This is a genomic window from Prosthecobacter sp., assembly GCF_044378005.1.
Lineage (GTDB): Bacteria > Verrucomicrobiota > Verrucomicrobiia > Verrucomicrobiales > Verrucomicrobiaceae > Prosthecobacter.
Window position 1 is genome coordinate 1 of record NZ_JBILYB010000162.1, and the last position, 12,780, is coordinate 12,780.

Genomic DNA, 12,780 nt, shown 5'->3' on the forward strand with positions numbered 1-12,780 from the left:
TTCCCGACAACATTATTTTTTAGCTTGGGCGGTTGGCATGATCCTCAGCCTGCTGGCGGAGATGATCCGGGCACGCGGATGTTCCTTCCTGGGTGTTTCCGTTGTTGCCATTCCTGGCTCGGATCATACATGCTGGCCTCATGGTCCATCGCCTGCTACTCACCGCCCTCCTGGCTTCCGCCCTCTCTGCTGAAGAGCCGCAAGCCTTTGATCGCCTGACCTTTCATGCCGCGCCGAAGCCTCTGGCAGCGAAAGCGAAGACGAGTGACTGGCCGCGCGTGCTGGGGCCGAATGAGGACTGCTCCAGCCCGGAGTCGCCTTTGCTGAAAATCTTCCCTGAGGGTGGACTCAAGCCCGTGTGGGAGGTGGCGATGGGCGAGGGCTACACGTCGCCTGCGATCAGTGGCGACTTCTGCGTCATCTTCCATGCTCTGGATAAGAAGGAGACGGTGGAGTGTCTGCATCGCGAGACGGGGCGGCGCTTCTGGATCAAAGACTACGGCATCGAATATCAGGATCGCTACGGCTTCAGCAATGGCCCGCGCAGCAGTCCGGTGATCGCCGATGGGGTGGTGCTGACGCTGGGGGTGACTTCGATGCTCCACGCCTTTGATTTGAAGACCGGTGCGGAGCTGTGGAAGCATGATCTGCGCAAGGAATACCATGTGCCACAGGACTTCTTCGGCGCGGGATCATCCCCGCTCGTGGTGGATGGGAAGGTGATCGTGAATGTGGGGGGCAAGGCGGAGGCATTTGATGGCTTCGAAGATCGCAACGAGCGGGCGCGCAAGCTGGCGACGAAGGGCGTGAGCGTGGCCGCCTTTGATCTCAAAACCGGTGAAGTGAAGTGGACGGTCGAGGACGAATGGGGCGCGAGCTATGCGTCGCCTGTTCTGGCAAAGCTGCATGGTCAAAGCAAGGTGCTGATCTACGCTGGCGGCGAGAGTGACCCGGCCATCGGCGGCCTGCTCTGCATCGATCCGGTGAGCGGGACGCTGCATGACCGCTTCCCCTGGCGGGATGAGGAGTACATCCAGTCCACGGGCAGCAGCCCGGTGGTGATCCCGGAGAAGAATCGCGTCTTCATCAGCACGGTCTATCCAAAGAATCGTCCGCACGGCGGCGTGATGGTGGAGTATGACGCCGGCTTCAAAGCCAAAGAAGTCTGGCACAGCGCGAAGATCGCCTGCCACTGGATGAATCCGATCTTCCAGGACGGCCACCTCTACGCCATTGATGGAGAGCGCGAGAACAACTCCCGTCTCGTCTGCGTGAATGCCGACACCGGTGTGGAAGTGTGGACCAAGAACCTCGAATGGGAAGATGCCGGGCTCGGCACCCTCCTGGGCCGGAGTCGCCCAGTGGGACTGAGCATCCTGCGCGCGACCTTGCTGAAAGCCGATGGGGCGGTGCTCTGCCTGGGTGAGGTCGGCAGCCTGCACTGGCTCAAGCTCACGCCGCAAGGCTGTGAGGAGATGCAGCGCACTCAGCTCTTCTACGCCCTGAACACCTGGAGCCTGCCATCTCTCAGCCACGGCCTGATCTATGTGCGTCAGCAGACAGAAAGCCTGGATCGGAAGACGAACATGCGCGTGATCTGCTACGACTTGCGCGGCGAGTGATCTTCCCGCTGGTTTGCCTGAATCCAGCGCTCGGGATTTCCGACCTCTCTCGATTCAGGCACCTCTGGAATGGGAGAGCTCCGTTACTTCTTCACCAGCGACTCCAGGTAATCGAGCAAGCTCGCGAACTCCTTCACGGTGAAGTTCATCATCAGGCCGGGTGGCATCATGCTCATGGGGAGCTTCTGGCGCTCTTTGATGTCGGCGGTTTTGAAGGTGAACTCCTGGGAGGCGATGTTGCGGAGCTTGACTTCGTTCGCGCCTTCCAGCGTTATGAAGCCCATCTGCTGGGTGCCGTCCTTCATCGTGATCATCTCGCTGGCGAAGCCTTGGGCGATGGTTTTGTTCGGGTCCAGGATGTTTTGGGCGAGATCGGGGCGCTTGTAGGTTTGGGCGATGTTGCCGAGGTAGGGGCCTTTTTGGGCTTCGGTCTCCTTCACGGTGTGGCAGGCCACGCAGGTGGCTTTGGTGAAGATTTGCTCGCCGAGGGAGATGTCGCCCTTTTCCTTCAAAACGGCGGCGAGGGTTTCCTCGGGCTTCAAGGTCATGAGCTTGGGCGTTTTGTCCTCGATCTTCTGAAGGCGCATGGCTTTGGCGGCGCGTTCGGCGGCGCCTTTGACCTCGGCATCGGGATCATCGAGCGCGGCGAGCACTTTGGCGGCGCTGGGCATGTGCTTGGACGCGCTGATGGCGTCGATGATGAGCTTGCGGTGCTTCGGATCGGCCCAGCCTTTGTCGAGCGCCTTCTGCGTGAGCTGGATGGACTCGGGGCTGCCCGTCTTGCGGTTCGCGAGGTTCAGCAAGGCGGCGTTGGCATACATCGACACTGGCCACTCGGCCTTCTCGGCGATCTGCTCGACGAGCTGGTGGTGGTTTTCGAGCTTCGGGGCGTTCAAAAAGGCGGCAAAAGCGGCATCGTAGTCTTTCCAGGAGTCGGGGAGCTTCTTGAGCGGCTCTAGCGCAGCGAGCGTGGCGGAGACGCCGTCGGCGCTGTCCGTTTTCGACAAAGCGGTGATCGCCTGTGCTAGCGTAGCAGGTCCGACGGGTCCGACCTGTCGGACGAGTCCGACGAGCAGCGGTACGGCCTCCGCAGGCACCTCATCCGCCATGGCGATCTGCGCCACGGCATCTGGGATGACCTTCGGGTCCTGCTTCGCGAGTTCGAGTATGCGCTTGAGTGAGTCATCGGAGCGGATGCGGTTCCGGCTCATCTCCTTCACAAGAAAGGTCGCTTCTTCCGGCGATGCATTGGCCAAAGCATCGCGTAGGGCGACGTAAATCTTGTCGGTCTCACTCCAACCTTCCGGCTGGTAATACGGCCCCCGAGTGTCCGGCCGCGTGCCCCACGAATCGCCCTTCCACTCGCCTTCCTTGAAATGCAGTCGGCACAGCGCGGCGAGCATGCCCTGGCGCAACGCGGGATCGGTGGCTTTGCCCAGGCGCTCGATGAGGCCGGTGACGACTTCGGGCTGGTGCATCATTGCAAGAGCTCGAAGGGCGGAGTTCAAAGCGGACTGCTTGTTTGAGTCTACCAATTCAAAAGCGACGGAACTTTCGCCAATCTTGGCAATCGCGTGGATTGCCACATGCCTCACCAGCGGGTCTGCATGCTCAAAAGCGAGACGAACATAAGTTTTCTCGTCAGCAAGGCTCTTGGCAGTCCATAGGTTTGCTTTGGCCAGCAGAAATTCTTCATCCGTCCACCAGTTGGGACGATTGGTGATCCAATCTGGCGTGGAGAAATTGATGCCTGTGGAAGGTCGCCCAGCGGGTGTGGCGAAGCGTTGCAGCAAGGTGAGCAACTTCAGAGTCCGAGCATCTTTGATCTCCCCAACTTGCAGGCGCTGATCGCCAGCTCGCTCGAGCGCAATCGCAAGACCGGCGGTGAATGCAGTCGTGACATCCGGATTCTGCAATTGCTCCGTGAGCAGCTTTTCACGAGGCTCAGAGAAATTTCTCCTCACCAGCTCCCGCTGCGCCTCCATCCTCCGACGATTGCTCGCTGACTCCAGCGCCTTCACCAACACCTCATCCTTCGCCTTCGCAAAATTCGGCAGCGGTTCCGCTTTGAAGCCCTTCGGCTTCACTTGCACGATGTAACCGACATCGGGGCCGGCCCAGCCGAAGGTGGCACCTTTCCAACTGGCGCAATAGACGTGGCTTAGGCCATCGACATCGGCGTCGGTGGGGCGGGTCATTTTGATGAAGGGCTCGGGCTTGCGGGTTTCTTCAAAGGTAGCGCCTTTGGGCTTCACCTGATGATGCCAGAGAGCACCGCTGCCCCAGTCGCAGGTGAAGGGGGCGTTGTTCCAGGTGCCGAAGCCAGGCTCGTCGATGTAAACCGCGCCGGTGCCGCTGCCGCCGCCGTAGTCGGCGAGGGGCTGGATGGCCTCATCATTGAAGTTTTTGTAGAGTCGCGGGTAGCCGTGGTCGTCGAGGCCGGTGAAATGGTGGAAGCGCACGTTCCAGCCGCCGCCGTCGTTCGTGTTGTCGCGGGCGAACATGTCCATCAGCGGGCTGATGGCGACCTCCAGGATGTTGCGCGTGCCGGTGGAGTAGATTTCGAGACCGGTGCCGTCGGGCCGCACGCGGATGACGCCGCCGCCGCGATGCTGCAGCGTCTTGCCATCCGTGCCAGTGGCCTTCAGGAAGCCGAAATCGCCGCCCGCGATGTAAAGCCAGCCGTCGATGCCGAGGCTGAGGCCGTTCGTGGTGTGATCGGCGGGGCGGTCTTTGAAGCCGTAGGCGATGCCATTGACGAGGATGTTTTGTTTCTCGGCGACGCCATCGTGATCGGCATCGATGAACTCGCTGAGGTGCGGCGGATGCACGAGGTAGAGGCGGTCATGGTCCCAGACGAGGCCGCGCGGACTGTCCACCTCGCAGAAGACCTTCGTTTCATCCGCACGACCATCGCCATCGAGATCGCGCAGGCGGATGATGCGGCCACGGTTGGGTTTGCGCTCCACGGAGCCGTTTCCGTCGGAGGAAACGTAAAGCGTGCCATCTGGCTCGGCGGCCAGGAAAACCGGGTAATTCGCCGCGGTGCTGTTGGCGAAGAGCGTTACGTCGAATCCTTCAGCGACCTTCACGTCGGCCAAGATGGCAGCTTCCTCCTCCGGCGTGAGTTTCACGATCTTCGGCACGACGTTGCCGCCGTCTTTGCGGGGATCGGTGGCCTGGTTGTATTCTTTCTTCTGCTCGGCGCTCAGCTTCGGCGTGATGGCTTTGATGCCGGGGCCTTTGAGCCGCACCTCGCGGATGCTGGCCCAGCCGCCGCTCTTTTTGCTGAGGGCATGAATCTTCACAAAGCGGATGCCGTCGGCCTTGGCGAAGTCATTTGAGTAAGGCGCGTTCTTTTCATTAGTGCTGCCATCGACGAGCGTGGTCCACGTTTTGCCATCGGTGCTGCCTTCGACTTTGAAGTGATACACGCCGTTGTTTTCCCAGGAGGTCTCGATGCCGGTGAGCGTCTGCGGCTTCTCCAGCTCGAGCTGCAACCACTGCGGATAATCGGGCCCGCTGGCGCACCAGCGAGTGCTTTCGTCATTGTCCACGGCACACCAGGCGAAGTTGTTCTTGCCCTTCTCCTCGCTGCTCGCGGTCGCTTGGATGCCCGTGGCGTCTTTCGGCACTGGCGGCGGCTTCGGAGCCTCGACCGGCTTCGCAGGGACAAACGTCACCTTGTTCTGCCCTTGGAACGGCGTGAGGAAATCCGGCGTGAGCTTGTCACAGGCCCAAAGCAGGCCACGCGTGATCAGATCGAGGTAGCGAGCATCGGCGACGGTCTCCGTGTTGTGCCCGATGGTGGTGCTGAAGCTGCGGGCACCGGCTTTTTCGTTCGTCCAAGCCACGATGTATTCCACGTCCTTCGTCGTGCCATCCTTGTTTTTGACGGTCTGCTTGCCCATGGCGAGCGGATGGGCGTCGAAGAGGTTCGCGTTGTTGTAGAGCTCTTCTTTGATCGTGGTCCAGTCGGCGAGCGTCTTGGTGATCGGGTGCTCTTTATCGACAAACGTGATCGCAATGGGCTCCTGCGGGCCGTGCGAGTTCGATTGCAGGCCGAGGCGCTTGAACCAGCGATCCTCGCCCGTGCGGAAGCTGTGCATGGCGCAGTGAAGCTGGATGCTCGGGATCGTTTTGTGAGCGTCGAGGATGCGCGTGAGCGTCTCCTTGTTGTTCATGCTCGCCGCGCACTCGTCGTGAATGATGATGTCGTAGCCCTTCGCCCAATCCACCTTGTCATAGACCGGCAGCGGCGGGTTGGTGGACTTGTCGTCGGTCCAGATGACATCCACCTGCACGTTGGCTCGGGCCTGGATGCCTTTGGCGATGACCTCGTGCTGCTTCGCGTAGTCATGGCAGCAGCCACCAGTGATGAGGAGGGCTTTGAGGGGCTCGGCGGCGGTCAGCAGGGAGCAGGGAGCAAGAAGCAGGGAGAGAATGAGGCTGCGCATGGGAAAAACGGGGCGCAGAGATCGCACAAAAGGCGGGGTTGCTATCAGAAAAGTAGAGGGAATACCCTGATAGAGGCCACCAAAAGACGGCTGGGAGGTGCCTCGGACGCTCTACTGCTTCTGCGGCGCGTCGAGGGTGAGGTAGGTGCGGCCTTGGGGTTCACCGTTGAGGATGTTGAAGGACTCGATGCGCATCTCCTTGAGCACGGTGGCTCCATCCGCCTTCTGGATCTTGGTGACCTGGAAGCGTTTCACCATCTTGCTGAGCACATTGTAGGCCTCCATCTTGGCGACGCCGCCGCTGGCCTTCTCCACCCAGAGATCGACGGTGTAATACGGGCCTTTTTGATCCGGTGCGGTGACGCGGATGAGCCAGCACTTCACGCGGGCAGCGCCGAGCCGGGCGTCGGCGTCCAGCATCTTCACAGTTTTCCAGTAGGTGAAGCGCAGGGAGAGGTCCTCATAATTAAAATCCATGCCGCGCACGGGGTCGGCGGCATTCGTGAGCGGGACGGGGGCGCTGCCGCCAGCCTTGACCTGCCAGAGGGTGGCGGGCGTGGTGGTGAGGTCGAGATGGACGATCTCGGGCGGGGGATTTTTGAAGCGGAAGCGCATCACATTGCCGGTGAGAGTCAGCTCCAGAGGCTCAACTTTGCCTGTGTTGCTGTCCCGGAGTTCGCCGTTCATGCGGTGATTTTGCAGGGCGTAGCTGCGGCGGACGAGGACGAGCACCTGCTCGGCGGTGAGATTCGGTGGGTCCTCGGCACGCAGGGCGGGAGCACAGGTGGCGGCGAAGGCGAAGGCGAGCAAGTGGCGGCGGTTCATGGGGGAAATGGGCGCGCTTACGACATTGCGACGCGTGGCTTCATTCAATCGCGGCAGGCGGCAAACGCCAAAGAAATCTGTGGCGGTGAGGCGTGGCACCGGTTACTTCCCCACTGAAGGCTGCCCTGTGGCGCCTGCCCCAGACACCAGAATGCACGGCATGTCATCCCTCCAGGCCATTCGCGACGCACTCGAGCAGTCGCCGGACAACGTATCCCTCCTGCTACTCTTCGGCCATACGTGCCTGGAGCAGCTCCATCTGGAGGATGCGCGGGATAGCTTTGAGCGCGTGCTGACCCTGGAGCCGGATCATAGCGATGCGCAGCTCGGCGTGGCTCGGGTGCTTTTCCTGGAAGGTGAAAACTCCGGTGCCGCCGTGCGTGCAGAGCGTGTGCTTCAGCAAAATCCGACGGACGCGCAGGCCCACCTGCTGCTCAGCCGCGTGCATCTGGCCGAAGGCGACCGCCCTAAGGCCATCGAGCACTTTCAAAGCGCCGCGCAGATCGACGGCACCCTCAGTGACCCAGCGCTCGAACGCGAGCTGGGCCAGACCGTGCGCGATGCCCGCCGCACCTCCCCGATTCCCGCCCAGGAGCCTGCCTCCCCCGATGGTGCAGAGGAAGGCGACACCACCGCCGAGTTCCCGGACGATCTGCTCGATGATCCACCCTACGACTGGCGGCCCGAGACCTTTTATGCCCCTGGCGACCCAGGACGCTTCGGCGTCACCTTCGCCGATGTCGGCGGCATGGAGGAGCTGAAGGAGGAGATCCGCCTGAAGATCATCTATCCGCTTCAGTTCCCTGATCTCTACAAAGCCTACGGCAAGCGCACCGGCGGCGGCATTCTCATCTATGGCCCTCCTGGCTGTGGCAAGACGCTCATGCTCCGCGCTGTCGCGGGCGAGGTGCCGTGCAATTACCTCTCCGTCGGCCTCCACGAGATCTTTGACCCCTACTTCGGCAGCACTGAGCGGAACCTCCATCAGATCTTCGAGACGGCGCGCGCGAATGCTCCCTGCGTGCTCATCTTTGATGACCTCGACTCCCTGGCCCAGGACCGACGGAATGTGCGGGAAAGCCAGCTCCGCAATCTGGTGAACCAGTTCCTCCACGAGATGGACGGCATGAGAGGTGAAAACCAGCGTGTCCTCATCATCGGTGCCACCAATCAGCCCTGGGCGCTCGACCCCGCCATCCGCCGTCCCGGCCGTTTTGACCAGGCCATCCTCGTGCCGCCGCCGGACGAGCCCGCTCGAGAGCAGATCATCTCCCTTTTGGCGAAGGACAAGCCCATCTCCAATCTCGATGCGCCCGCGCTCGTCGAGGCCACCGTCGGCTTCTCTGGCGCAGACTTGAAGTATGTCTTTGATCGTGCTGCCGAGATGACCCTCTCCGCCGCCATCCACAGCGGCCACTCCGTGCCCATCACCATGGACACGCTGTTGGCTGTCGCCCGTGGTCACACGCCGACCACACGCACTTGGTTCGAAGGTGCCCGCGAGCATGCCCAGCATGCCACACCGGACACCTACGCTACGGAAGCGCGGAAGTCCCTCGGTGCGCCGTCCCAGCAGCAGCGCGAGCCCTGATCTGCCATGGCGTGGGTCTATCTCATCCTCGCCGGAGTATTGGAGATCGGCTGGGCCATCGGATTGAAGTATTCTGCTGGCTTCACCCGGCCCGGCCCCAGCGTCGCCACCGTGCTGACCATGATCGCCAGCTTCCTACTGCTGGCGCAGGCGCTGAAAACCATCCCCGTGGGCACGGGCTACGCCGTCTGGACAGGCATCGGAGCCGCAGGCACCGCCATCGTCGGCATGATCCTGCTCGGCGAGCCACGCGAAGTCGGGCGCATCCTCTGCGTGCTGCTGATCCTGAGCGGTGTCGTGGGGCTGAAGGTCCTCTCATGATCCATCCGTGTCTCCGCCCTTGCGCCCCATTCCCGCGACCCTATGATCGCCGAATGGACATCCAAAAAATGATGAAACAGGTGCAGCAGATGCAGAGCCAGATGCAGAAGTCTCAGGCCGAGCTCGCCGCCCTCAACTTTGAAGCCACCGTCGCGGGTGGGAAGGTCGTCGTCACCGCCAACGGTCAGGGAGAAATCCAGAGCGTGAAGATCGCCAAAGAGATCATCGATCCCGAGGACGTGGACATGCTCCAAGATTTGGTTCTTTCCGCCGTCCAGCAGGTGCAGAAGAAGGTCAAAGACACGCAGGCAGCCGAGATGGGCAAGCTGACTGGCGGACTCGGATTGCCGCCGGGGATGGGTTTCTGACCCAGGCCCGCATGGTCATTCGTCAGTGACCAAAGGCGGCCTTCACTTCCTCCGCGAGGATCTCCAGACCTTCCTGCACAATGTGCTGCGGCTGGGAGTAAGTCAGGCGGAGGCATTCATGGGGATGCTGCCACGCCTGATCGAGTCCATACGCGAAGTAATGACCAGGGATGACGAGGACCTTCCGTGCCTTCAATCGGCGATAGAGTTCCGCTGCGGGGATGGGCAGCTTTTTCAGCCACAGCCACAGGAAGAACGCGCCCTCCTGTGCATGCAGAGCCCAGGGCACATCGCTGCCGAGTGCATTGGCGAGCACGCCTTTGGCGAAATCGGAACGCTGATGGTAGAAGGGGCGGATCACTTCGCTGCCGAGGCGAAGCATCTGGTTATCCGCGAGCAAGGGTGTGAGCAAAGCCTGGCCCACATTGCCATTCGCGAGGGAGGCGATGGCATTCATGTTCGAGAGTGCTTTCACGATAGCTGGATCGGCTACGATGACGGCGGTGCGCACGCCGGGCAGGCCGACTTTGCTCAAGCTGATGCTGAAGATCATGCCGGGCTCCCACGCGGGTCGCCAGTCGTCATGGATCACGCCGGGGAATGGGTGACCGTAGGCGTTGTCGATCATCAGCGGGATGCCATGCTCGCGGGCGAGATCGCGGAGGCGGGTGAACTCGTCGGGCGTGATCACGTTGCCGGTCGGATTCGTCGGGCAGGAGACGCACATGGCGGCGATGTCCGGCGTGAGATGCAGCTTTTCGAAATCGACATGGTATTTGATCTCGTGCTCCCCGCACTCTTCGATGCGCGGCAGCACGGCGGTGAACTGCCCTTCGCACAGCGCCTGATTTGCATAGCCGATGTATTCGGGCAGCAGTGGGAAAAGGATGCGCCGTTTGCCGGTCGGTGAGTCGCCCGCGAGGAGATTGAAGAGCAGGAAGAAGCCAGTCTGGCTGCTCGGCACGACGGCGATATTTTCCCGCGTGACGTCCCAGCCGCATTCACGTCTCAGGAAGCCCGCCATGGCCTCACGGAAGACGGGATTGCCACCCGGTGGATCGTAATTGAGCAGCGTCTTGTCGAGCGCAGCCCCATCGGCCAACATCTCGCTCATGCGCTGCCGCCAGATGGCCTGCACCTCGGGGATGGCTGCGGGCTGCCCACCGCCGAGCATCCGCATATCGGGATAAAGGGTGAGTGCCTCACCACAGTCATCCATGAGTTCCTGGATGCCGCTGGGACCGGCAAGACGGTTGCCGATGTCAGAAAAGGTAAGGGGAGTCGGGCTCATGGTCGGTGAACCATTGACGGCCTTGAACCCAACCTTGGCAATTCACGAAAACGATTTCCGCAGGTGACTTGGCAGGATGTTCAGCGCCTCACGATACTTCGCCACGGTGCGGCGGGCGACCTTGATCCCCTGACCGTCGAGAATTTTCGCCAACTTGTCATCGCTAAGCGGCTTCGACTTGGGCTCATTTTTGACGAGATCGGCAATGGCGTTTTTCACGCTGGTGTTGCTGAGATCCTCGCCGGAATCGGTCTTTACGCCATGCCTGAAGAAGAACTTCAGCTCGAAGACACCATGCGGCGTAGCCATGTATTTGCCGGAGATAGCGCGGCTGACCGTCGTCTCATGCACACCGACCTCATCGGCCACCTGGGCCATGTTCAGCGGGCGCAGAAAGCCGGTGCCCTTCTTTAAAAACTCCTGCTGATGGGCGAGGATCTGCACGGCGATCTTGAAGATCGTCTGCTGGCGCTGATGGATGCTGCGGATGAGGAATTTGCCGCTGCGGAGTTTGTCGCGGATGTAATTGCGCACCTCCGTGCTGCTGCCCGGCTGGCTGATCATGTCCTTGTAGGCATTGCTCAGGCGCAGGTGGGGGAGATCGTCGTTGTTCATCACGGGCACCCATTCGCCTCCCTGGCGCTCGATGATGATGTCGGGGGTGACGTAGTTGTTGGAACTGGCGGTGAAACGCGAAGCGGGGCGGGGATCGAGCGTGCTGATGAAGTCAGAGGCGCGTGAGATCTGCTCGATCGGCACGCTCATCTTGCGGGCGAGGATGGGGTAGCGCTTGTTCGCCAGATCATCGAGATGGATGTCCACGAGACGGTAGGCGAGGCTCTGACGTTTGCCCAGACGGTCGAGTTGGATGAGCAGGCACTCGCGCAGATCATCCGCACCGATGCCCACCGGGTCGAAGGTGGTGAGCAGGTCCTTGGCTTTCTGCAAACCATCCAGCGGTATGCCGTGCTGGAGACTTAGATCCTCCACGGGCGTGGTTAAAAAACCGCGATCATCCAGGCTGCCGATGAGAAACTCAGTGAGCTTCACGACCTCAGGCTCCTGGGTCTCCGCGGTGCGGAGTTGGGAGATGAGGTGCTCCTGCAAGGTCGTGGGAGCCGAGATGCTGTCCATGAGGAACTGCCAGCGTTCCTGATCCTCCGAGGTGCGGCTGCTGGTCTGCATCCGGCTTTGAGCCCAGTACTCGCGCCACTCGTCATCCATCTGGGAGATGACGTCGAGCTCATCGCGCTCCTCACGATTGTCCGGATCATCCGGCACGGCGTCATCCAGGGACACATCAGGACTCTCCAGTTCCAGCACAGGATTGATCTCCACCTCCTGCTGGATGATCTGACGCAATTCCAAGGTCGGTGCCTGCAGAATCTGAAGACTCTGCTGCATCTGCGGACCGATGGCGAGCTTCTGCGTCTGGGTCTGATATAATCCTTGATCTGCCATGGTTGGGTTGGGGCCTCAGTGCGTTGGCCACTACCCTGTTTCACTGAGGCAGGTCGCTGGCAAGCAAAGACCGCGCCAATCTCCGTTTTATTTTTGGACCCTCTGAACACCTGCTCCGGTGAACATGCGCAAGAATGGACGGCAACCGTGCTCAGAAAAGACACAGAGGCGCAGCGTGACAGCCCGGCCAGCGCGCGTAAACTCTGGCTCATGGCATTGTTGCTCGTCGAAGATCTCCAGGTTCACTTCCCCATCCGCACAGGATTCGGGAAGCGCGATGTCGTGAAGGCTGTCGATGGGGTGAGCTTCCAGATTCCCCAGGGCAAAACACTCGGCCTCGTGGGGGAGAGCGGCAGCGGCAAGTCTACCGTCTCACGAGCGCTGCTCAAACTCATCCAGCCCACCGGCGGGCGCGCCGTTTACCGGGATCAGGAGATCTTCGCCATGCCGGAGGCGGCCTTCCGTCCTCTGCGCAAAGAAATGCAGATGGTGTTTCAGGACCCGATCGGCTCGCTGAATCCTCGCATGACGGTCGAAGCTATCCTCGGTGAACCCCAGGAGATCCATTTCAAAGACCGCAGCCGCACCCAGCGTCGGGAGGCATCGGCAGTGCTGCTCAAGCGCGTGGGCCTGCCAGAGGAGTCCCTCACACGTTACCCACATGAGTTCAGCGGCGGCCAGCGCCAGCGCATTGGCATCGCCCGCGCCCTGGCCGTGCAGCCGAAATTCCTGATCTGTGACGAGCCTGTCAGCGCGCTCGACGTGAGCGTGCAGGCATCCATCCTGAACCTCCTGAAGGATCTCCAGGCTGAGTTTGAACTCACCTACCTCTTCATCGCCCATG

At 61.2% G+C, this 12,780-nt stretch carries 9 protein-coding genes; 5 read left to right on the plus strand and 4 right to left on the minus strand.

Annotation, left to right across the window (positions count from 1 at the left end; genetic code table 11):
• The first annotated feature begins 140 nt into the window (after window positions 1-140).
• Window positions 141-1,622, plus strand: a complete 1,482-nt coding sequence (locus tag AC6FTP_RS22245) for a PQQ-binding-like beta-propeller repeat protein (protein WP_497209109.1) — start codon at window positions 141-143, stop codon at window positions 1,620-1,622.
• Window positions 1,623-1,705: 83 nt separating this feature from the next.
• On the opposite strand, the gene AC6FTP_RS22250 is transcribed toward AC6FTP_RS22245, so the two are convergent.
• Window positions 1,706-6,079, minus strand: a complete 4,374-nt coding sequence (locus tag AC6FTP_RS22250; RefSeq protein WP_497209110.1) for a DUF7133 domain-containing protein — start codon at window positions 6,077-6,079, stop codon at window positions 1,706-1,708.
• 111 nt (window positions 6,080-6,190) lie between these two features.
• Window positions 6,191-6,904 (minus strand): outer membrane lipoprotein-sorting protein, encoded by a 714-nt coding sequence (locus tag AC6FTP_RS22255; protein ID WP_497209111.1) that lies wholly within the window; start codon window positions 6,902-6,904, stop codon window positions 6,191-6,193.
• Window positions 6,905-7,064: 160 nt separating this feature from the next.
• On the opposite strand from AC6FTP_RS22255, the gene AC6FTP_RS22260 reads away from it, so the two are divergent.
• Genes AC6FTP_RS22260 through AC6FTP_RS22270 form a run of 3 tightly spaced genes read left to right on the plus strand, consistent with a single transcriptional unit; the run spans window position 7,065 to window position 9,184 of the window.
• A complete protein-coding gene (locus AC6FTP_RS22260; RefSeq protein ID WP_497209112.1) occupies window positions 7,065-8,495 on the plus strand; it encodes an AAA family ATPase in 1,431 nt (476 codons plus the stop codon).
• A gap of 6 nt (window positions 8,496-8,501) precedes the next feature.
• Complete coding sequence (locus AC6FTP_RS22265; RefSeq protein ID WP_497200604.1) at window positions 8,502-8,816, plus strand: DMT family transporter; 315 nt, start codon at window positions 8,502-8,504, stop codon at window positions 8,814-8,816.
• Between the two features lie 53 nt (window positions 8,817-8,869).
• Complete coding sequence (locus AC6FTP_RS22270; RefSeq protein WP_497209113.1) at window positions 8,870-9,184, plus strand: YbaB/EbfC family nucleoid-associated protein; 315 nt, start codon at window positions 8,870-8,872, stop codon at window positions 9,182-9,184.
• A 22-nt stretch (window positions 9,185-9,206) separates the two neighbouring features.
• On the opposite strand, the gene AC6FTP_RS22275 is transcribed toward AC6FTP_RS22270, so the two are convergent.
• Together AC6FTP_RS22275 and rpoN are read right to left on the minus strand one after the other, a co-directional pair.
• Complete coding sequence (locus AC6FTP_RS22275; protein WP_497209114.1) at window positions 9,207-10,475, minus strand: valine--pyruvate transaminase; 1,269 nt, start codon at window positions 10,473-10,475, stop codon at window positions 9,207-9,209.
• A gap of 42 nt (window positions 10,476-10,517) precedes the next feature.
• A complete protein-coding gene (rpoN, locus tag AC6FTP_RS22280; RefSeq protein WP_497209115.1) occupies window positions 10,518-11,936 on the minus strand; it encodes an RNA polymerase factor sigma-54 in 1,419 nt (472 codons plus the stop codon).
• 210 nt (window positions 11,937-12,146) lie between these two features.
• On the opposite strand from rpoN, the gene AC6FTP_RS22285 reads away from it, so the two are divergent.
• On the plus strand, window positions 12,147-12,780 hold a 634-nt coding region (locus AC6FTP_RS22285; RefSeq protein WP_497209116.1), incomplete at its 3' end, for an ATP-binding cassette domain-containing protein.

Excerpts from the sequence above, each read along its gene's own strand:
- AC6FTP_RS22270 (WP_497209113.1), top strand. The coding sequence starts at position 8,870 with ATGGACATCCAAAAAATGATGAAACAGGTGCAGCAGATGCAGAGCCAG.
- AC6FTP_RS22245 (WP_497209109.1), top strand. The coding sequence starts at position 141 with ATGGTCCATCGCCTGCTACTCACCGCCCTCCTGGCTTCCGCCCTCTCT.
- AC6FTP_RS22275 (WP_497209114.1), bottom strand. The coding sequence starts at position 10,475 with ATGAGCCCGACTCCCCTTACCTTTTCTGACATCGGCAACCGTCTTGCC.
- AC6FTP_RS22265 (WP_497200604.1), top strand. The coding sequence starts at position 8,502 with ATGGCGTGGGTCTATCTCATCCTCGCCGGAGTATTGGAGATCGGCTGG.
- AC6FTP_RS22250 (WP_497209110.1), bottom strand. The coding sequence starts at position 6,079 with ATGCGCAGCCTCATTCTCTCCCTGCTTCTTGCTCCCTGCTCCCTGCTG.
- AC6FTP_RS22255 (WP_497209111.1), bottom strand. The coding sequence starts at position 6,904 with ATGAACCGCCGCCACTTGCTCGCCTTCGCCTTCGCCGCCACCTGTGCT.
- AC6FTP_RS22260 (WP_497209112.1), top strand. The coding sequence starts at position 7,065 with ATGTCATCCCTCCAGGCCATTCGCGACGCACTCGAGCAGTCGCCGGAC.
- rpoN (WP_497209115.1), bottom strand. The coding sequence starts at position 11,936 with ATGGCAGATCAAGGATTATATCAGACCCAGACGCAGAAGCTCGCCATC.